Consider the following 19987-nt stretch of genomic DNA (forward strand, 5'->3'; position numbering starts at 1 on the left):
GCGGTCATGTGGGAGCGGTGCTTGCCCGCGACGGCGGCCGAGAGGTCGCTAAAAGCTTCGCGGGCAAGCACCGCTCCGACAAGGGCAGGGGTCAACCCACCGCACTGACGCTGGAAACTCGTGCCGCGCTGCTGCTCTTGAGGGCCTGTTCGAAACGATCGAGGACCATGCCGACTTCCGCTTCGGTAATGGTCAGCGGCGGCAGGAAGCGCAGGACCGCGCTGTGGCGTCCGCCGGTCTCGATCATCATGCCGTTGTCGAAGCACTCGAGCTTGATCGCCCGCGCCCGCGCGCCATCGCCCAATCCCGGACGCGAGCCGCTGCCCGGCTTGACGATTTCCACCCCGAGCATCAGTCCGCGGCCACGCACGTCACCGATAAACGGGAAGTGCCGGGCAATGTCTTCCAGCCCACTCTGCAACTGTTCGCCGCGACGCGCGGCCTGGGCCGCCAGGTTGTGTTCCTTGATATAACGCAGGGTCGTGGCACCGGCAACCATGGCCACCTGGTTGCCGCGAAAGGTCCCGGCGTGCATGCCCGGGCCCCAGGTGTCCAGGTGCTCGGCATAAATGATCACCGACATCGGGTAGCCGCCGCCGATGGCCTTGGACAGTACCAGGATATCCGGGGTGATCCCTGCGTGTTCGATGGCGAACAGGCTGCCGGTGCGTCCCAGCCCGGTTTGTACTTCGTCGACAATCAGCAGGATCTCCTGCTCCCGGGTGATCTCGCGCAGGGCCCGCAGCCATTCGGCCGAGGCCGGGATGCAGCCACCTTCGCCCTGGACCACCTCGACCACCACCGCCGCCGGCTTCGGCACACCACTTTCCGGGTCACAGAGCACGGTGCGGATGTAGTCGATGGAGAGCCGGTCGGTATGTTCGCCGTCGGTGCCGAACGGGCAGCGGAAGCGGTAGGGGAATGGCAGGAAGTGGGTGCCCTGGGTGACCAGGCCGACCTTGGGATTGAGGTTGCCCATTGCCGACAGCGCCCCGGCGGTCATGCCGTGGTAGCCGCCATGGAAGGCCATCAGCGTCGAGCGCCGGGTGTAGTGGCGGGCGAGCTTGATCGCCGCTTCGATCGCGTCCGAGCCGCTGGGGCCGCAGAACAGGATCTTGCTGTTGTCCCGCAGGCCGGCCGGCAGCGTCGCGAACAGCTCCTGGACGAAGGCGTGCTTGGCCGGCGTGGCCAGGTCCAGGGCCTGTTGCAGATGATCGCTGTGGAGAAACTCGATCACCGCATCACGCACCACGACCGGGTTGTGACCCAGCGCCAGGGTGCCGGCATTCGACAGGCAGTCGAGGTACTCCTGACCGTTGGCATCCTTGACCCGCATGCCCTTGCCGCTGACAAACAAGCGTTGGAACGTCGCCGCGTAGGTACGCGCGTTCGACTCCAATTTCTTGAGACTGCTTAACTCTTCCATAGTCGATCACTCATTGGCACAGGTGCGAATTCATTGGTCGCTCATTTCGAGCTGAGCCCGATTCTGTAAGAGCCCCGCGGCGGCCGCCACTTTATCGCGCCCGGGATGTCCCCGTTTTCCACGCCAGACAGGCCCCGGCTCCTGGGGTTAAATGCGTGCCACGAAAGGACTTTATGGCGCGGGAAGAAAACGCTGCGCCAGTCCCCGTAGCCTTCTGCGCCATCACCCGTTTTCCTATTTCCCAGGACGCCTGTGCCCAGGTGTCTTCGAGAGCGTTATGCCTATCGCCAAACCTGCTGCCCACCTCCTGCTGTCGTTGTTGTTCGCGACGTTGCTGGGCGGCTGCACGCTGGGTCCGGATTACCAGTTGCCGGCGGTGGCGGTGGCCAGCCAGTGGTATGCGCCGTTACCCCATGGGGCTTCAGTGGTGGGGCTGAACGATTGGTGGCGGCAATTCAACGACCCGGCGTTGGCGACCCTGCTGCACCTGGCCGAGGCGGACAGCCCATCTCTTGACCAGGCCCTGGCACGCATCGCCGAGGCTCGCGCCACCCTGGACGGTAGCAGCGCCGCCGCTCAGCCGCAGCTCAACGGCGGGCTGACCAAGGCCCGCGCCGGCCTGCGCCAGCGCGGGGTGAAGCAGCGCGGCAGCACCTCTGGCGCGACCCTCGACGCAGCCTGGGAGCTGGACCTGTTCGGCAAGCTGCGGCGCAACAGCGAAGCCTCGCGCAACCTGCTCGAGGCCCGTGTCGATGACTGGCACGACGCCCGGGTGTCGCTGGCCGCCGAGGTCGGTGATGACTTCGTGCAATACCGCGGTTGCCAGATGCTGGTGAACGCTTACCGTGACCAGGCGCAATCCCAGGGCCAGACCGCGCGCCTGACCCGGCTGTCGTTCCAGGCCGGTTTTACCTCCGCCGCCGATGCCGCGCTGACCGATGCCAGCGCCGCCGCCAGCAGCGCGACCCTGACCAATCAGCAAAGCGAGTGCGATGTGTTGCTCAAGAGTCTGGTGGCCCTGACCGGCAGCGGCGAGGAACAAGTGCGCGAAGTGCTCGCTCATACACCGGCGAAGTTGCCCGAACCGGCATTGCTGGACGTACGGGAAATTCCCGCCAACCTGTTGCGCCAGCGCCCGGACCTGGCCTCCAGCGAGCGCCAGCTGGCTGCGGCGAATGCGCAGATCGGCGCGGCCCAGGCCGATCGACTGCCGAGCCTGAGTCTGGTCGGCTCGTTTGCCGTGGGCAACACCAGCGGCGCCTACAGCCGGAACTGGAGCCTCGGCCCGCAACTCAGCGTGCCGCTGTTCGATGGCGGCAAGCGCCGGGCCGCGGTGGACTCGGCCCGGGCCGGGTATGACGTGGCCCTGGCGACCTATCGGCAGACCCTGCGCACGGCGGTGATGGAAGTCGAGCAGTCGCTGGTACGGCTGGATGCCGCGCGGCACTCGGAAGTCGATGCGCAGCGCGCCACCGACGGTTACCAGGAATATTTCCAGGCCATCGATCGCAACTGGCACGCCGGCAACGCCAGCCTGCTGGATCGCGAGCTGGCTCGCCGTTCGGCGCTGTCGGCGCAGATCGAGCTGATCACCTTGCAGCAGAATCAGGTGCGCTACTGGATCGCGCTATACAAGGCCCTGGGCGGTGGCTGGCAGGACGAGCCCGCGGGACTTGCCGGCGACGCGCCGACGCGAGGCGGGGCATGAAGCCGAGCCCGGGTTATGGGTTGCTGGCGCTTGCCGCGCTGGCTCTCTCGGGTTGGCTGCTGTTCGGCCGCGCTGCGAAGATACCGGCTGCCGTGGTCATGCCGGCCACCAGCCTGAGTGTCGAGACGGTTCAGCCGCGCCGCGAGGACTGGCCGCAGGAACGGGTGGCCAGCGGTGCGCTCGCGCCCTGGCAGGAAGCCGTGATCAGTGCTGAAACCGGCAGCCTGCGCATCGCCAGTCTGAACGCCGATATCGGTGACCGGGTGAAGCAGGGCCAGGTGCTCGCGACCCTGGCCGATGACAGTGTATTGGCTGAGGAAAACAAGCAGAAAGCCGCGGTCGCCCAGGCCCTTGCGCAGTTGCAGGAGGCCCGTTCCAATGCGCGGCGGGCGGCACTGGTCGGGCAGAGCGGGGCCTTGTCGGAGCAGCAATTGGAAGAGTATCGGGTCAAGGTGCAGACCGCCGAGGCCAATCTGGCGGCGGCGAACGCCGACCTGCGCACCACCCGCATCAAGCTGACGCAGACCCGCATCGTCGCGGTGGACGACGGGATCATTTCCGCCCGCAAGGCCTTGCTCGGGGATGTGGTGGCGGCTGGCGCCGAACTGTTCCGGATGATCCGCGATGGCCGCATTGAATGGCAGGCCGAACTGGACGCCCAGCAACTGTCGGGAGTGCAGGCCGGCCAGCCCGTCCGCGTGACGTTGCCGGGTGGCACGCAGGTCGAAGGGCGAGTGCGACTGGTCTCGCCGGTACTCGACAGCAAGACCAGCCGGGCGCTGGTCTATGTGTCCTTGCCGGTGAGCTCCATGGCGCGGGCCGGCATGTACGCCAGCGGTCGTATCGAGCTGCCAGGCCGCGCGGCGCTGACGGTTCCGGATACCGCCGTGGTCCTGCGCGACGGGCGTTCCTATGTGTTTGTGCTGGGTCAGGACATGCATGTCAGCCAACAGGGCGTGGAGGTCGGGCGCCGTCGCGGGCAGGCGCTGGAGATCGTCGGCGGCCTGGCGGAACAGGCACGGATCGTCCGCAGTGGCGGCGCGTTCCTCAGTGATGGGGCCAGTGTGACCCTGGTCGGCTCCGAGGCGCAGGCCCGATGAATATTTCCGCGTTGTCCATTCGTTATCCGGTCCCGGCGGTCATGCTGTTCGTGCTGCTGACCCTGTTCGGCATGTTTGGCCTGGAGCGCCTCGGCATCCAGGACTTTCCGGACACCGACCTGCCCACCGTGGTCATCAGTGCCTCCCTGGAGGGGGCGGCGCCCGAGCAACTGGAAACCGAGGTGGCGCGCAAGATCGAGGACAAACTGACCTCGTTACGCCTGTTGCAACATGTCACCACGCTGATTGCCGACGGCAGCGTGAGCATCAGCGTGACCTTTGCCATCGACAAGGACGGCAACGAGGCCCTCAACGAAGTGCGCAATGCGGTGGACAGCGCCACGCCGGAGTTGCCGGCGAATCTCAATACACCGTCGGTATCGCGTCTGACCACCAATACCTCGGCACTGCTGACCTATGTCATCGATGCACCGCGGATGGATGAAGAGGCCTTGTCGTGGTTTGTCGACAATGACCTGAACAAGCAACTGCTGGCGGTGCGCGGGGTGGCCAAGATCGTCCGGGTCGGTGGCGTGGACCGCGAAGTCCAGGTCGACCTCGACCCGGCGATGATGGCCGGCCTGGGCCTGAGTGTGAACGACGTGGCCAGCCGCTTGCGGGCCATGCAGAAAGACAACTCCGGCGGCCAGGGTGACCTCGGCAGCGGCCAGCAGGCCCTGCGCATCCTCGGCGCCATCGACGATCCGGCGGCGCTCGGGGCCATCCGCATTCCCATCAGTGACGGACGCATGCTCGCCTTGCAGCAGTTGGCCACGGTACGCGATAGCCATGCCGAGCGCAGCACCCGGGCTTATCGCGACGGCAAGCCGCTGATCGGCTTCCAGGTGATCCGCTCCCTGGGTTTTTCCGATGTCGGGGTGAGCGCTGATGTTCGCCAGGCAATGAGCCGGTTTGCCGAGCAACACCGGGGTATCCACGTCGAAGAGGCGAGTAACACCGTTGAACCGGTGCTGGATAATTATCGCGGCTCCATGGCGTTGCTGTACGAGGGCATGTTGCTTGCCGTTCTGGTGGTCTGGTGGTTCCTGCGGGACTGGCGGGCCACCCTCGTCGTCGCCACGGCACTGCCACTGTCGATCATCCCGACTTTCGGCGTGATGTATTTTGCCGGCTTCACCCTCAACACCATCTCGCTGTTGGCCCTGGCCCTGGTGATCGGTATCCTGGTGGACGATGCCATCGTCGAAGTCGAGAACATCGCGCGGCACCTGCGCATGGGCAAAAGTCCGCGTCAGGCGGCGATCGAAGCTTCCGACGAAATCGGCCTGGCGGTGCTGGCGACCACCGTGACCCTGGTGGCGGTGTTCCTGCCCACGGCTTTCATGGGCGGGATATCCGGCAAGCTATTCCGGCAGTTCGGCGTGACCGCCAGCGCGGCGCTGATCTTGTCCCTGTTGGTGGCGCGCCTGCTGACGCCGATGATGGCGGCGTATGTGCTCAAGGCCCGGCCGCATATCGAGCACGACAGCCGCTTGATGACCCGTTATCTGGGCTGGATCCACACCAGCCTGACCCGGCGCAAGAGCACCATGGCCCTGGTCGGCGTGCTATTGCTCGGCTCCCTGGCGCTGATTCCGCTGCTGCCCACCAGTTTTCTGCCGGCCCAGGACAACGCCCGCAGCACCATCAGCCTGGAATTGCCGCCGGGCAGCAGCCTGGCGCAGACGGCGGCGATCACCCTGCAGGCCGACGCCCGCCTGCGCGCCATCCCCGAAGTCGCCCATGTTTTCGCCGCGGTGGGCAGTGGCGATATCGCCGGCGGCGGTAATCGCAAGGCAGTCCTGACCATCGACCTGCTGCCACGCAACCAGCGCGAACTCAAACAGTCGGCGATCGAGGCGAAGATGCGCGAAGCCCTGCGCGGCTTGCCCGGGGTACGGGTCAACGTTGGCGGTGACAGCAGTGGCGAACGCCTGCAAATCGTCCTCGCCAGCGATAATGGCGATTTGCTCGAACGTACCGCCTCGGCCCTCGAGCCGCAGTTGCGCCAACTCAAGGGTATCGGCAACGTGACCTCGAGCACGGCGGTGCAGCGCCCGGAAATCCAGATGCGCCCGGATTTTGTCCGCGCCGCCGAACAAGGTATCAGTAGCCAGGACATTGCCGACACCTTGCGCATGGCCACCTACGGCGATTTTTCATCGTCGCTGGGCAAGATCAATCTATCCCAGCGCCAGGTGGATGTCCGGGTGCGCATGCAACCGCAGGTGCGCAGCGACCTGGAGGCCATCGCCCAGTTGCGGGTCAAGGGCCGTGACGGTCAGGTCGCACTGGCGTCCCTGGGGCAGATCAGCATGGGGAGCGGACCGGCGCAGATCGATCGGCTCGACCGCCTGCGCAATATCACCCTGTCGATCGAGCTCAATGGACGCAATCTGGGCGAGGTGATGGAGCAGGCCAGGCAGCTGCCGGTGATGCAGCACCTTCCGGCGCAAGTGAAACTGGTGGAGCAGGGCGAACTGCAACTGATGAGCGAGTTGTTCGGCAATTTCAGCCTGGCCATGGCGGTCGGGGTGTTCTGTATCTACTCGGTGCTGGTCCTGCTGTTCCATGACTTCATGCAGCCGCTGACCATCCTCTCGGCGTTGCCCCTGTCGTTGGGCGGGGCCTTGTTGGCCCTGTTGATCGGCGGGATGAGCTTTTCCATGGCCTCGGTCATCGGTTTGCTGATGCTGATGGGGATTGTGACCAAGAACTCGATTCTGTTGGTGGAGTACGCGATCATGGCCCGTCGTGACCAGGGCATGAAGCGCTATGCGGCGTTGATCGATGCCTGCCACAAACGCGCGCAGCCGATCCTGATGACCACCATTGCGATGGGGGCGGGCATGCTGCCGACGGCGCTGGGATGGGGTGGGGAGTCGAGCTTCCGTCAACCGATGGCAGTGGTGGTGATCGGTGGCTTGCTGGCCTCGACGGTGCTGAGTCTGTTGGTGGTGCCGGTGATCTTCACTTATGTCGACGATGGGCTTGAAGCATTCAAGAGACTCTTTCGTACACCTCGATAGACGCAACAGGTCGCTATCGAGGTGTTTTCACGAATGAGTGCGCGCTGTCAGAGGGCGCTTTGCAGGACGGTGGTGTTCTCCAGGCCTGTCCTGGAGTCCGCCGAGTGCATCCAGCGGATCAGTGAGCGGCGACCGCCGATGCCCATTTTGATGGAGGCACGCTTGAGATAGCTTTCCACGGTATTGACCCGTAGCGCCAACTGATCGGCCAGTTCCGGTGCCGTGCGCCCGGCCAGCAGGCCGACGCAGACTTCGGTTTCCCGCGAGGACAGATTCAAGCCGGACATTTCCAGACGTTCGATGAAGCGCTGACGCAAGGCATCCATGCCACCGTTTTCCAGCTCCTGGGTGACCGAGAAGGCTTCCAGTCGGACCGGAGCCGGCAACAGGGCTTCGATATGCTCGCCGATCATGGGCAGCAACAGGCAGGAAAAATCCTGGAGGAACGCGCACTCCTGGGTGGAAAACCCCAGGGACGGGTTGGATCGATAGACCGACAGTGCGTAGCAGCGATCTTTCGTGCGGCAGATCAGGTGCAGGTGGTTGGGGGACGCGTGCTGCGTGGACGCTCGCTGGCAGCAGGCCAGCTCGGTTCGCGGCGCCAGCCAGGTGTCGTCATTTGCCTGGGCGGACTGCTTGACCGAAGAGGCACTCATCAGGGTGTCGGTGCAGATCGGGCTGATGCCCACGCCGCCGATACTCGAGGTAACCGACTGGGCGGCATTCGTGGTGTCGATCCGCAGCTCGGTGATGTGCGTGGCGTCGACGGGCAGTTGGGCAGCGATCAGGTCATGCAGCACGCGCGGAAAATTACGGTTACCGGTGTTGGCAATCACTTTGCCGACTGACGGGAAAAGTCTTTGCAAGTTCATCCGCTCTCCATTTTTTATTCTGGGCGCCACGGCAAGCGCCGCCCACGGTCCATGAGGATTGTTGGTACGTATTAGTTAGCTTGGGTCATATAACGAGTCGTGCTGTTCGGTGGGGTCGCGGCGTAGTCGACGGCGGGCAATGCAATCAACGGCAATTGATCGCCTGTCAGGCACTGCATATGGTTTATCTTGAGCATATTATCGTAGATTTTGGACGTGCACTCCAGGGTGCCGTAGATGACTTTCTCGCCCTTGCTGCCTTGTGCAACATTGCGTCGATGGAGGGCCCAACCAGAGCGTCTTAGAACTTTTTCCATCATGGCATCTACAATGACTTCATAAGTGCTGACCTCTTGTGTGCGGGCAAACCGTAACATTGCCATGAACAGAGCAGCGGTACGAAAATCAACTTTGGTCTTGCTGAAATCGTTGCCGCAGGTGTCGGTGCTCAACAGCGCAAAGCGGGTAGCCTCCCAGCAGTCAAACGGGTTGGGCCTGGAGAGCTCATCACTGAGCATGAAGCTCAAGGCGCCACAAATCAGGGTTGGCTTATAGGACGGGCGAAGTCTGACGCAACCGGTTACCTGTGGTCCCTTGTGGGAATAAATATAGATCGCGTCATCATTGTCATATTGATCGAATTCATAATCGCTACCAGCATAGCTTTCAATATCCCATTTTCTGCGGTCAATAAAAGCGGCTTTGCGGATACTGAGTATTTGCTCTAATGCCTGGACCGGCAGTTCGCTGTAGCTGGCGATAGCGATATGCACGTCGGTGAAAATGTACGAGTGCTCGGAGAAAATGTACGAGTGAGGGAAATAGCCGATCATAAGTACGTCGCGGATAGGGAGAAGGTGCTTATTTATAGTGGTCCTGTATAAGCGCGGCAACTGTACTTAAGTGCAGGTGGCTGATGAGGGCAAAGTGCTGTTTAATTGTCGCCGTGAGACTTTCGCCGTCTCAGCTGTTTATCGTTGCAGTGCGGGTTGTACGATAACCGTGATGCGTGGGAGAATTATAAGGTTGTGATCGCGGTGGCGGTGGCGGTGGCGGCGCTCAGGCGTTGATCTTTGATTTGAAGAGTCTGGACGCGAATTCATCAAGTTGCAACAAAAGCAAGGGTGTTCTCGCTGTTAATAAGGAAAACGGATTTTCCAACCTGGAAAATAAGTCGACTGGAAAATAAATCCATTTTGGAATTTTTTGGGGGCGGGTTATGTATTATGTTGCAATTGCAATGCTCACGGTGTTGCTGGTGCCGGGGCCGACCAATTCGCTGTTGCTGCAGTCGGGGGTCAGTCGCGGCCTGGGCGGTTATTCGTTGAAGTTGATTCTTGCCGAATGGGTGGCCTATCTGATCCAGATTACCATCTGGGGAATATCCATCGATGCACTGACGGCCAATTACGGCTGGGTGGTGGTGGCGACGAAGATCCTGGCGGTGATTTTCCTGTTCTACATTTCGCTGAAACTGTGGTTTTCGGTGCAATTGGATACCTCAGGGAAGCCCTCTGCCATCTCGGTTTCGGCGCTGTTCCTGGCGACGCTGACCAATCCGAAAGGGCTGTTTTTTGCCTCGTTCGTCGCCCCTGCCGGAACCTTCATACACTGGGAAAGTTATCTTTCATTCATGGCAATCTTTTCCCTGGTCATTCTTCCCGTGGGGATTGTCTGGGTGGGACTGGGGGCTGTCTTTGGACGGAATCTACCATCGATAATATCGGGTAATCGGGTCAATAGATTTGTTTCATTGGTCATTGGCTTATTTGCCAGCATGGCGTTGTATAACCTGGCTTCGAACGTGATATTGACGTGACGGGAACAGCTGAGCCGGCCCCACAAGTGCGAGACCTGTGCGGCGATGAGAGGCGGCGACTCAAACGTGGAAAGTTAAAAGATATTGTGTCGGATGGCCTTGACCATGGCCTGCTTGACATTGGTGCAGCCCATTTTCTCGGTGATTTTCTTGGCGTAGAATTTCACCGTCCTTTCAGTGATGTTCATGATCAGGCCGATTTCCTGATAATTTTTGCCGAGGGCCAGCCAGTGAAGGAATTCAATTTCCCTGGGACTCAGGGAGAGGAGCTCTTCCTGGGTCACCTCAATCGGCCGATATTGATGGGCAATGCTACCGATGGCCTTGATCAGGAACATGTTCGACTGGACGATGCGCTCAAAATCAGGGTCGCCTTCAACACAAGGCAGGTGCAGGGAACCAAAGGCGCTGCCGGGCTCATGAAGGGGAATGCTGAAGCCTTGATCAATGCCATAGCGTGCGGATTGCTCAAAGACTTTGCTGGGCGCATGAGTGGGATCGTTTATCGTCGTCCAGAAGAACGGTCGCGACGTGATGGCGGCATTGGCCATGACCGGATCGGACTTGTAGAGCGCCTGCTTGCGGTAGGTCTCAACCCACTCGGCGGGATAGCTGCTGTGGATCGAGATATCACCGTTATCAACTAAATGCGAATCGAGGTAGACATAGGCAAAACGTGTTATTTCCAGTTTGTAGAATACCCAAGTCAAGACATCTACATAGGTTTTTGTGCTGGCCCCAGGAATGTTGTTCTCAACTTCTCTAACCAAGTCAAACGTATGTTTGATTGTGCGGAGTTTAGGCATGACAAGCGGGCTCCGATTGGCTGGATGTGCTCTATTATATGGATCCAAATGGGGAATGTCTGACTTATAGCATCGCCCGAAAACCATTTCAATATGTGTCAAATAGAAAACAAAATTTGACGCAATGTCGATTCAGCCACTTATTTTTGACGCTTTCGGGGCGCCGAGTCGGCCGCGCAGTCAATTTTTCTTGATGATTAAGGGCGTGTTAAGAGTTCCGGGATAATCGCTTGGGTGATGTAATGGGATCAGATTGCCACTGTCTTCATTCCCCCCCCAGGCCTGCCGGAATCGGCCGATAGGCCGGCCCCTCAGTCTCAGCTAAGTTTCCCCGGGTAGTCTCCTCCCTGCGCCGATTGTGGCGCCGTTAAGGAGACGCCCGCAGATGAAAGCCCTGACCACGGCCGACTGGCTGAACAAGGTCCCGGAAGTGACACTGTCCTTCTGGGTGATCAAAATCATGTCCACGACCGTGGGTGAGACCGCGGCCGATTTCCTCGCCGTCGACGCCGGCCTGGGGCAGGGCCTGACCAGCATCGGCATGGCCGTGCTGCTGGCCATTGCCTTGTTCGGCCAGCTGCGGACTCGTGCCTACACCCCCTGGATCTACTGGCTCAGCGTGGTGCTGGTGAGTGTGGTCGGGACGCAGATCACCGACCTGCTCACCGACAAGCTGGGCATCAGCCTGTATGTCAGCACGGCGATATTTTCGCTATTGCTGGCGATCAATTTCGGCGTCTGGTATGCCCGCGAACGCAACCTCTCCATCAATGCAATCGTCACGCCGCGCCGGGAGTGGTTCTACTGGACGACGGTGCTTTGCACCTTCGCCCTGGGTACGGCGGCGGGCGACCTGGCCACCGAAGCACTGGGCCTTGGCTTTACCCTCGGTTCGCTGATTTTCGCCGGGCTGATCGCCTTGACCCTGGTCGCCTGGCGCCTGGGCGGCAACGCCGTGCTGACTTTCTGGGTCGCCTACATCCTGACCCGTCCATTCGGTGCTTCCCTGGGCGACTTGCTGACCCAGGCCAAGACCTACGGCGGCCTGGGCATGGGGGCCGCCTGGACCAGCGCGATCTTCCTCAGCGTCATCCTGATCCTGGTAGTCGTCGCTCAGTTCAGCGTCGGCAACCGCAAGCTCGCCACTCAATAACCCATTCGGATACACCCAAGGAATCATCATGCTCAACGTTCAAGCTGTTATTCGCAAGGCTGCTGTTCTGTCTGTCGTTGCCGTGCTCGGTCTGGCCGCCGGCTGCTCTAAGCCGGCTGATACAGCGAAGTCCGCCACGGCGCCGAGCACGACCGGCACGGTAGCGGGAGCCAGCCCGGCAACTGCCTCGAAACTCGGCGACCTGTCGGCCTTCCAGAACATTGCCGTCGATGTCGCCGCACTGGTCGACAAGAACGACCTGGCCGCAGCGAAAACACGGATCAAGGATCTGGAGTTGGCCTGGGACTCTGCCGAGGCCGGCCTCAAACCGCGCGCCGCGAGCGATTGGCATGTGCTGGACAAGTCGATCGACAATTCGCTCGAAGCCCTGCGCGCCGGCAACCCGAAACAGGCCGACTGCAAGGCCACAATGGATGAGCTGCTGAAAACCTTTAACGGCATGCAAGGCAAGAAATGATCTCGAACCCGCCGGTGTGGGTTCTGCACGCCAGATAAATTGCTTCGTGCACCGCTAAACAGGTGCTTCAATGCAGGCTCGGCAATCATTACGCAAGCAGGTTCGCGTAGGAGTGTCGGGCCGGTTTTTTTTAGCGGAGAGGGGTATGCGGATATTACTGGTCGAAGATGACCCGATGATCGGCGAGGCGATCCAGGGGGCGCTGAAGGATGCCAGTTACGCCATCGACTGGGTCAATAACGGCACGACCGCCCTCGCGGCGCTGGATACCCAGCATTATGACCTGGTACTGCTCGACCTCGGCCTGCCGGGCCAGGACGGCCTTGAAGTGCTGGGCTGTATTCGTGCCCGCGACAATGGCGTGCCGCTGTTGATCATCACCGCCCGCGATGGCCTCGGTGATCGGCTGCATGGCCTGGATGGCGGTGCCGACGACTATCTGCTCAAACCCTTCGACATGGCCGAGTTGCTCGCACGCATGCGCGCAGTCCTGCGCCGCAAGGGCGGTACCGCATTGTCGCTGCTGAGCAACGGCGTGATTTGCCTCGACCTGATCTCGAAACAGGCCGGCACCGAGGCAATCCCCGAGGTCCAGCTTTCCAGCCGTGAGTTCGCGTTGTTGCAGGCACTGCTGATCCGGCCGGGAGCGATTCTCTCGCGCGGCGATCTGGAAGATCGAATCTATGGTTGGGGTAACGAGGTGGAAAGCAACGCGGTGGAGTTTCTGATCCACGGTTTGCGACGCAAGCTGGGCAGCCATGTGATCAAGAACGTCAGGGGCATGGGATGGATGGTTTCAAAAAACGCCTGAGGGAGTCGGTCCAGCTCAGGCTGTCGGTTTCGCTGTCGCTGGCGATCCTCATCGTTGCCGTGCTGGCCGGGGTATTCGCCTTTGTCTCGGCTTTCGACGAGGCCCTCGAAATGCAGGACAACACCCTGTATCAGGTGGCCGTGCTGTTCGAGCGCCAGCAGATGACGCTGGCTTATCCGCAGCCGGAGGGCGTGGTCGCCGGTGACGATGAAGAGTCCCGGGTGATCGTGCAGTACCTGGGCGACGGCCGCCGCGCCCCGGCTGATATCGAGGCCGGTGGCCCCTTGCCTTTGCCGGCGACCCTGGCCGATGGCTGGTCGACGCTTGCGGTCGCGGGTGAACCGTTCCGGGTACTGGTCAGGACCCTGGGCAATGGTCAGCGCATCGCCGTGGCCCAGGAAACCGGCATTCGCGATAAAGACGCTCGTGAGAGTGCCTGGCGCGGACTGTTGCCGTTTCTTATCCTGTTTCCGGTGCTGCTGCTGGTGGTGGCCGACTTGCTGCGCAAGTTGTTCCGGCCTATCGCGGTGCTGGCGACGGAGATCGACACGCGCGGCGAGCAGGAGCTGCATGCCATCGATGAAACCCATGTGCCCGCTGAAGTCCGCCCCTTTGTGCTGGCGATCAATCGCCTGCTCGGGCGGGTTGCCCAGTCCATGGACAGCCAGCGCCGTTTCGTTGCCGACGCCGCCCATGAATTACGTTCGCCGTTGACCGCGCTGTCTCTGCAAGCCGAGCGGCTCGCCGCGGCCGAGATGTCGAGCCTGGCCCGGGAGCGACTGTTCGCCTTGCGCCGGGGTATCGAGCGAGGCAAGAGCCTGATCGAGCAACTGTTGGCGTTGGCCACTGCCCAGGCCGATGCGTCGCCGCCCGGCGCGCCGCTCTCGGTGCATGCGGTCTATCGTCGGGTACTGGAAGACTTGTTGCCGCTGGCCGAGCTCAAGCAGATCGATATCGGTGTCGAGGGGGCAGAGGACGTGTTCCTGGCACTCAACGAGATCGACCTGCTGGCGTTGGTCAGGAACCTGGTGGATAACGCCATTCGTTATACGCCCGTCGGCGGCCGGGTCGACCTGTGGGTGAGCCGGGAGCAGGGTGGGGCGCTGTTGCAGGTCAAGGACAGTGGCCCCGGTATCGACGTTGAAGAACGGGGGCGGGTCTTCGATCCGTTCTATCGCAGCCTGGGCAGCCAGGAAGTCGGTTCCGGGCTGGGACTGTCCATCGTCAAGGCCATTGCCGAGCGTACCGGCGCGCGTATCCGCCTGGCGTATTGCGACGAAGTGGCGCGACGCGGGTTGTGTGTTTCGCTGTGGTGGCCGTTGACGACAGTTCCAAGCTGACGCACCGTTGGTACTGACCCGGCGTTTGCTCTTGCTTGCCGAGAGTACGCGGCTGTATGCCGCCGATCCTGTTCATCTGTATCTATCGGGAGCCCTGACCGCTTGATACGGTCTGCTGCTCTTTTCGGCAAGGAACTGCTCCATGGACCTTATGGCTATCCCCTTCGGTACGACTGATTGGTCGACTATCGAGCCTGTCGCTCATCCAGGCCAGACAGGTACCGCCTATTGGCGGACTTGTCAGTTTGGCGCTACCCGTGTGCGGATGGTTGAGTACAGTCCTGGATACCTGGCCGACCACTGGTGCTGGAAAGGGCATATTCTGTTGTGTCTGGAGGGCGAGCTGGACACGGAACTGGAAGATGGCCGCCGGTTTACACTGGCTGCGGGGATGAGCTATCAGGTGGGCAACAATAATGAGGGACATCGGTCGTCCACTGCGAGCGGGGCGAAGTTGTTCATCGTGGATTGAATACCGGAGGCGGGGCCGCCTCAGGGATGATCGGATCGACTTCGCCACGCAAATCGGCCATGACGAAGTCGTCGCTGTGGGTATGCATCCATACGAAGTTCAGGGTGACACGGATCCTGTTTTCCGTCTTATTTCAGTTTGGGCATATCCAGTATGGATCTGATAAAAGCCTCGTCGGTGTTGGCCAGGAGTTCAGATACGTACCACTGGCCTTGCACCTGCCTGAAACCAATATGCAGTCCGATCAGCTGCCCGTCGTCGCGCTCGATCAGATAGGCTCTGCTTTCAAACACTTCACCTTTGGTTTCCTTGGGGTTCAAGTGTATTTTGTATATTTCATGTTGTCCGAGCCAGGCGGCAAGTGCGATCTGGCTCTTGGAGATCAGTGCCTTCTCCTTGGTTTGCCACTTGTCAAAATGTCCGGAAAAAGCCTTGTTCCAGCAGTCCGCCGCCAACTTGTTTTCAATGCATTGAATGTATTGGTTCTCGAACTCGTCTTTGTAGGCGATGGCTTCACTGGCGCAGGCGGAACTTGCGGTTGCCAGGAGGGACAGGCAAAAAACAGCTTTCTTGAACATTCTGATCTCATCTTGAATTTAAGGTTTTGCCTTTCGGTTCAACCCTGTATTGCTTGGTCATCGGCATTCGCTTTCGCGCTTGCAGCCACCTATGGCCCAGGCGTATTGGTCCTACAGTACCGCACCAGGTTCAGGAGTGGATAGTGGACTTCCAAAACCCGTGATGACCGCACGCCTGGCGCGGTCCCACGGGTCCGGAGGGCAGGGCGCGATCAGGCCGCGTTGGCTTCTTTCTTCAGGCTGTTCATGTCGATCACGAAGCGGTATTTGACGTCACCCTTGAGCATGCGGCCATAGGCTTCGTTGATGTCCTGGATATCGATCATCTCGATATCCGAGACCAGCCCGTGGCTGGCGCAGAAGTCCAGCATTTCCTGGGTTTCCTGGATGCCGCCGATCAAGGAGCCGGCGAGGCTGCGGCGCTTGAAGATCAGGTTGAACACCGACGGCGAAGGGTGCGGACTGTCCGGGGCGCCGACCAGGGTCATGGTGCCGTCGCGCTTGAGCAGGGCGAGGAACGCGTCCAGGTCGTGGGGCGCGGCCACGGTGTTGAGGATGAAATCCAGGGTGTTGGCGAACTTGGCCATTTCGTCCGGGTGCTTCGACACCACGACGTCATGGGCGCCGAGGCGCAAGCCGTCTTCACGCTTGTTCGGCGAAGTGGTGAACAGCACCACATGCGCGCCCATGGCATGGGCGATTTTCACCGCCATGTGCCCCAGGCCGCCGAGACCGACCACGCCGACCTTTTTGCCCGGGCCGACTTTCCAGTGGCGCAGCGGCGAATAGGTGGTGATGCCGGCACACAGCAGCGGCGCGACCGCCGCCAGGTTGGCGTCGCCGTGGGAGATGCGCAGGACGAACTTTTCCTTGACGACGATGTTGTCCGAATAGCCGCCGAAGGTGTTTTCACCGCCAAACACCGGGCCGTTGTAGGTACCGGTGAAGCCGCTCTCGCAATATTGCTCTTCACCTTCGGCGCAGGACGCACAGTGCTGGCAGCTGTCGACCATGCAGCCGACGCCGGCCAGGTCGCCGACCTTGAATTTGTTGACATTGGCCCCGACCGCGGTGACCCGACCGACGATTTCATGCCCCGGTACCGACGGGTACAGGGTGTTATGCCATTCGTTGCGCGCGGTGTGCAGGTCGGAGTGGCAGACGCCGCAGTAGAGGATGTCGATCTGCACATCGTCGGCGCCGGGCGCGCGACGCTCAAAGGTGAAAGGCTTGAGTGAATCCTTGGGGTTCTGGGCTGCGTAGCTATAAGTCTTGGTCATGGCGTCGTCACCTTGGGTTTCATGGGACAGGAAATAACTTGACCAGCATAGCCACTGAATCGTTCAAGGGGATGACGATCCCAAGACGGGGACACACCCGACTGTCCGAGCCCGCAAGCCCCCGATTGCTTTCAGCCCTGCCACATGGACAGTTCGACGTCCTCGGCGAACGGCGTGGACAGGTAACCCTCGGCAGGGTTGCGCACCCGTGCCAGGTACTCGGGGCTATGGTCGGCATTGTCGGCGATGATCAGGGCGCCCGGGCGCAGGCGGCTCTGCAGCAGGCCCAGAATCTCGGGGTAGAGCGCCTTGGCGCCGTCGAGCAGGACCAGGTCGATGCTTTCCGGGAGGTCGACTCCGAGGGTTTGCAGGGCATCTCCCTCGCGAATTTCCACCAGATCGATCAACCCGCCGGCGCTCAGGTTCTCCCGCGCGCGTAGCACCTTGGACGGCTCGAACTCGCTGCTGATCAGGCGGCCGCCACCATTGTCCCGCAGGGCGGCGGCGAGGTGCAGGGTCGAGAGGCCGAAGGAAGTGCCGAACTCGACAATCGTCCGCGCCGTGCAACTGCGCGCCAGCATATACAGCAGAGTCCCGGTCTGCCGCGAGACCGCCAGCGGAAAATCCTTCAGTCGTGTATAGAACTCAAGGTAGTCGGTCTTGCTGCGCATCAGGCGCGCGCGCTCCTCTTCCGAGATATTGCCAGCGGCGGCGGCGAGGGTTGACCAGCTGGCATCGGCCTCGGCGAACAGGCGGTCCAGCAGGGGGGCGAGGGGGGCTTGAGTCAGGGTTGTCATGGGATGTTCCAGGTGAGGTCAGTGAGGGTTTATAATGCGAATAAATCTTCATGTTTTCTATTCGCATTGCGAGTCCCGCCCATGACCGATCGCCCAAGTACGCCGATTGCCTCACGCAAACAGCCCCAGCAGGCTCGCTCCAGTGATCTGGTCGATTCGATTCTGCAAGCGGCTATTCAGGTTTTGGCGAAGGAGGGCATGCGGCGCTTTACCACTACGCGGGTCGCCGAGCGGGCCGGGGTCAGCGTCGGTTCGGTGTATCAGTATTTCCCGAACAAGGCAGCGATCCTCTTTCGCCTGCAGAGTGATGAATGGCGGGAAACTTCCGAGTTGCTGCGCGGCATTCTTGAAGACACGCGCAACCCGCCCTTGGAGAGGTTGCGTCTGCTCGTCCACGTCTTTATCCGCTCCGAATGTGATGAAGCCCAGGTCCGCGTGGCACTGGATGACGCCGCGCCGTTTTATCGCGATGCGCCCGAGGCGCAGGAGGTAAGGGCAGCGGGCAAACAGGTTGTCGAAGTGTTCATGCGCGAGGTGCTGCCCGATGCCACGGACGCAACCCGGGCCGTGGCCGGCGATCTGATCAAGGTGACGCTCAGTTCGGTGGGCAAGCAGTTTTCGGAAAGCCCGCGAACCCCCGACCAGATCGAAACCTACGCTGATGCCATGGCCGATATGTTTTGCGCTTATCTGCGGGGCCTCGGACATGCTTGAAAGCCTTCTCTGGATCAGGCAGCCTGATCCAGCACTTGCTCATCCAGTTCAGTATCGCTGTCATCCTTGACCGAGCCTCGGTCGAGAAACAGAAACACCACGGCCGCCGTCAGCACGGTGATTGCCGTCAGTACCAGCAGCAAGCTGCTGAACGCGGCGCTGTAGCCCTCGGCCAGCGTGGTGCGTCCGGCGGCGGGTAGCAGGTGCATGGCGCCGGCCAGGTCGCCGGTGGCCAAATGCTGCGCTGCGCCGACGATATCCGGTGTTGCCGTGCCACCGAGATGGCCTGCGGTAAACGCCGACAGCAGCGCCGTGACGATGGCAATGGCCACGCCTTCACCGGCCACTCGGGTGGTGCTGAAAATACCGGTGGCCATGCCGGCGCGCTCCTTGGGCACCACGCTGACCGCCATGCCATCCATCAAGCCCCAGGGCAAGCTGATGCCGACACCGATCAGTAACATCGGCCAGGCCAGTTCGGCTGCGCTGCTGCCCACCGGCACATGGCTCAACCAGAACAGCCCGGTGGCACACACCAGCAAGCCACTGCCGCACAAGATGGAGGGCGACAACCAGCGGGTCAGGTAGCCGGCGACAATCGGCAGTACCAACAGCGGCGCTGACAAAGCGACCAGCAACCAGCCGGCTACGACCTCGCTCATGCCCTCGATGCCGACGAAGCGGATCGGCAGCATGATCAGCAGCACCACGAAAGAATAGGCCGGCGCGGCCGCCAGCAGTTGCACGCCGACGAAGCGCGGGAAGCGGAACAGCGTGAGGTCGAGCATGGGCTGGGTGACTCGCTGTTCGATCACGACAAAGGCCACGAAGGACAGCAGCGCGACGGTGAACAGCCCGAGCACCAGCGGATCGGCCCAGCCGCTTTCCGGCGCCTTGAGGATGGCAAAGGTGAAAATGCCCAGCGCCCAGGTGAAGGAGATCGCGCCAGGCCAATCGATGCCGGCCGCCTCGGGGTTGCGTGACTCGTTCATATAGCGCGTGGCCAGTATCAGCGAGATTACCGCCAGCAGGGTGATCAGCAGGAAGATCACCTGCCAGCCAAACACCTCGATCATCGCACCGGCCGCCACCGGGCCGAAGGCCAGGCCGATACCGAAGCTGGTCCCGACGAAGCTGAATGCGCGAATGCGCCCCGGTCCGTCGAAGACTTGCGCCAGGGCCGACATACCGCCGGAGAAGGCGGCCGCGGCGGCCAGCCCCTGGGCTGCGCGCAGGACGTCGAACAATGCCAGATTCGGGGCGAAGGGCAAGACCGCGGCGAGCAGTGCAAAAGCGCTGACGCCGCCGATGAAGACTTTCTTGCGGCCATAGTTGTCGGCCAGTGCACCGGCCAGCATCAGGCAACTGCCGAAGGTCAGCATGAAAGCGTTGGTGACCCAGTTCAGTTCCATCGGCGAACCACCGAAGGTGCGGCCGATGGCGGGCAGGGCAACGGCGGCCGCGGTGAAGTTGAAGGGCATGGTAATGGCCGTGATGCACACGGCCAGCAGCATCAGCCGCTGTTGCAGCAAGAGTGGAATGGACATGTTGAGCGATCCTTGTAGCGGGCGGGTATTAGCGCCCAGGGTGAGTGCGAGGACGGC

General features: G+C 61.5%; 18 protein-coding genes. 10 read left to right on the forward strand and 8 right to left on the reverse strand.

The annotated features are described in order from the left end of the window. Positions 1–91: 91 nt before the first annotated feature. Entirely contained in the window at positions 92–1426 is a 1335-nt protein-coding gene (locus M5B99_RS05235; RefSeq protein ID WP_248802983.1) for a diaminobutyrate--2-oxoglutarate transaminase family protein, read from the reverse strand. A 277-nt stretch (positions 1427–1703) separates the two neighbouring features. Here M5B99_RS05235 and M5B99_RS05240 point away from each other — a divergent pair, with 277 nt between their 5' ends. From M5B99_RS05240 to M5B99_RS05250, 3 genes are read left to right on the forward strand one after another with little or no spacing between them, the layout of a single operon-like run. Next, positions 1704–3134, forward strand: a complete 1431-nt coding sequence (locus M5B99_RS05240; protein ID WP_248802984.1) for an efflux transporter outer membrane subunit — start codon at positions 1704–1706, stop codon at positions 3132–3134. Further along, a complete protein-coding gene (locus M5B99_RS05245; RefSeq protein ID WP_248802985.1) occupies positions 3131–4234 on the forward strand; it encodes an efflux RND transporter periplasmic adaptor subunit in 1104 nt (367 codons plus the stop codon). Before M5B99_RS05240 ends, M5B99_RS05245 begins: the two co-directional genes overlap by 4 nt. Continuing rightward, complete coding sequence (locus M5B99_RS05250) at positions 4231–7263, forward strand: efflux RND transporter permease subunit (protein WP_248802986.1); 3033 nt, start codon at positions 4231–4233, stop codon at positions 7261–7263. Before M5B99_RS05245 ends, M5B99_RS05250 begins: the two co-directional genes overlap by 4 nt. Positions 7264–7310: 47 nt before the next feature. On the opposite strand, the gene M5B99_RS05255 is transcribed toward M5B99_RS05250, so the two are convergent. Together M5B99_RS05255 and M5B99_RS05260 are read right to left on the reverse strand one after the other, a co-directional pair. Further along, positions 7311–8135 (reverse strand): helix-turn-helix transcriptional regulator, encoded by an 825-nt coding sequence (locus M5B99_RS05255; RefSeq protein ID WP_248802987.1) that lies wholly within the window; start codon positions 8133–8135, stop codon positions 7311–7313. A gap of 71 nt (positions 8136–8206) precedes the next feature. Further along, a complete protein-coding gene (locus tag M5B99_RS05260) occupies positions 8207–8968 on the reverse strand; it encodes an acyl-homoserine-lactone synthase (RefSeq protein WP_248802988.1) in 762 nt (253 codons plus the stop codon). 386 nt (positions 8969–9354) lie between these two features. Here M5B99_RS05260 and M5B99_RS05265 point away from each other — a divergent pair, with 386 nt between their 5' ends. Then, the gene (locus M5B99_RS05265; RefSeq protein WP_248802989.1) at positions 9355–9954 is read left to right on the forward strand and encodes a LysE family translocator; all 600 of its coding nucleotides are present in this window, start codon (positions 9355–9357) and stop codon (positions 9952–9954) included. A gap of 74 nt (positions 9955–10028) precedes the next feature. Here M5B99_RS05265 and M5B99_RS05270 read toward each other — a convergent pair whose 3' ends face one another. Next, a complete protein-coding gene (locus tag M5B99_RS05270) occupies positions 10029–10760 on the reverse strand; it encodes a helix-turn-helix transcriptional regulator (RefSeq protein WP_248802990.1) in 732 nt (243 codons plus the stop codon). A gap of 385 nt (positions 10761–11145) precedes the next feature. Here M5B99_RS05270 and M5B99_RS05275 point away from each other — a divergent pair, with 385 nt between their 5' ends. The 5 genes from M5B99_RS05275 to M5B99_RS05295 all read left to right on the forward strand — a co-directional run bounded on the left by M5B99_RS05275 (position 11146) and on the right by M5B99_RS05295 (position 15014). After that, complete coding sequence (locus tag M5B99_RS05275) at positions 11146–11913, forward strand: hypothetical protein (RefSeq protein ID WP_248802991.1); 768 nt, start codon at positions 11146–11148, stop codon at positions 11911–11913. A 28-nt stretch (positions 11914–11941) separates the two neighbouring features. Continuing rightward, on the forward strand, positions 11942–12391 hold the full coding sequence (locus tag M5B99_RS05280; RefSeq protein WP_248802992.1) for a hypothetical protein: 450 nt from the start codon (positions 11942–11944) through the stop codon (positions 12389–12391). Between the two features lie 145 nt (positions 12392–12536). After that, a complete protein-coding gene (locus M5B99_RS05285) occupies positions 12537–13202 on the forward strand; it encodes a response regulator (protein ID WP_248802993.1) in 666 nt (221 codons plus the stop codon). Next, positions 13178–14542 (forward strand): ATP-binding protein, encoded by a 1365-nt coding sequence (locus M5B99_RS05290; protein WP_248802994.1) that lies wholly within the window; start codon positions 13178–13180, stop codon positions 14540–14542. The genes M5B99_RS05285 and M5B99_RS05290 overlap by 25 nt, the downstream gene beginning before the upstream one ends. A 142-nt stretch (positions 14543–14684) precedes the next feature. Beyond that, positions 14685–15014, forward strand: a complete 330-nt coding sequence (locus tag M5B99_RS05295) for a DHCW motif cupin fold protein (protein WP_248802995.1) — start codon at positions 14685–14687, stop codon at positions 15012–15014. 128 nt (positions 15015–15142) lie between these two features. Here the strand turns inward: M5B99_RS05295 and M5B99_RS05300 are convergent, their stop codons facing one another. The 3 genes from M5B99_RS05300 to M5B99_RS05310 all read right to left on the reverse strand — a co-directional run bounded on the left by M5B99_RS05300 (position 15143) and on the right by M5B99_RS05310 (position 17669). Next, the gene (locus tag M5B99_RS05300; RefSeq protein WP_248802996.1) at positions 15143–15592 is read right to left on the reverse strand and encodes a hypothetical protein; all 450 of its coding nucleotides are present in this window, start codon (positions 15590–15592) and stop codon (positions 15143–15145) included. 212 nt (positions 15593–15804) lie between these two features. Next, complete coding sequence (locus M5B99_RS05305) at positions 15805–16872, reverse strand: NAD(P)-dependent alcohol dehydrogenase (protein ID WP_248802997.1); 1068 nt, start codon at positions 16870–16872, stop codon at positions 15805–15807. A gap of 131 nt (positions 16873–17003) precedes the next feature. Next, positions 17004–17669, reverse strand: a complete 666-nt coding sequence (locus tag M5B99_RS05310; protein ID WP_248802998.1) for an O-methyltransferase — start codon at positions 17667–17669, stop codon at positions 17004–17006. Between the two features lie 81 nt (positions 17670–17750). On the opposite strand from M5B99_RS05310, the gene M5B99_RS05315 reads away from it, so the two are divergent. Next, positions 17751–18383: a TetR family transcriptional regulator gene (locus M5B99_RS05315; RefSeq protein WP_248802999.1), complete on the forward strand. Its 633-nt coding sequence runs from the start codon at positions 17751–17753 to the stop codon at positions 18381–18383. A gap of 14 nt (positions 18384–18397) precedes the next feature. Here M5B99_RS05315 and M5B99_RS05320 read toward each other — a convergent pair whose 3' ends face one another. Beyond that, entirely contained in the window at positions 18398–19930 is a 1533-nt protein-coding gene (locus M5B99_RS05320) for an MFS transporter (protein ID WP_248803000.1), read from the reverse strand. Positions 19931–19987 lie beyond the last annotated feature (57 nt).

The sequence above is a fragment of the Pseudomonas sp. MWU13-2100 genome (genome assembly GCF_023242365.1).
Classification (GTDB): domain Bacteria; phylum Pseudomonadota; class Gammaproteobacteria; order Pseudomonadales; family Pseudomonadaceae; genus Aquipseudomonas.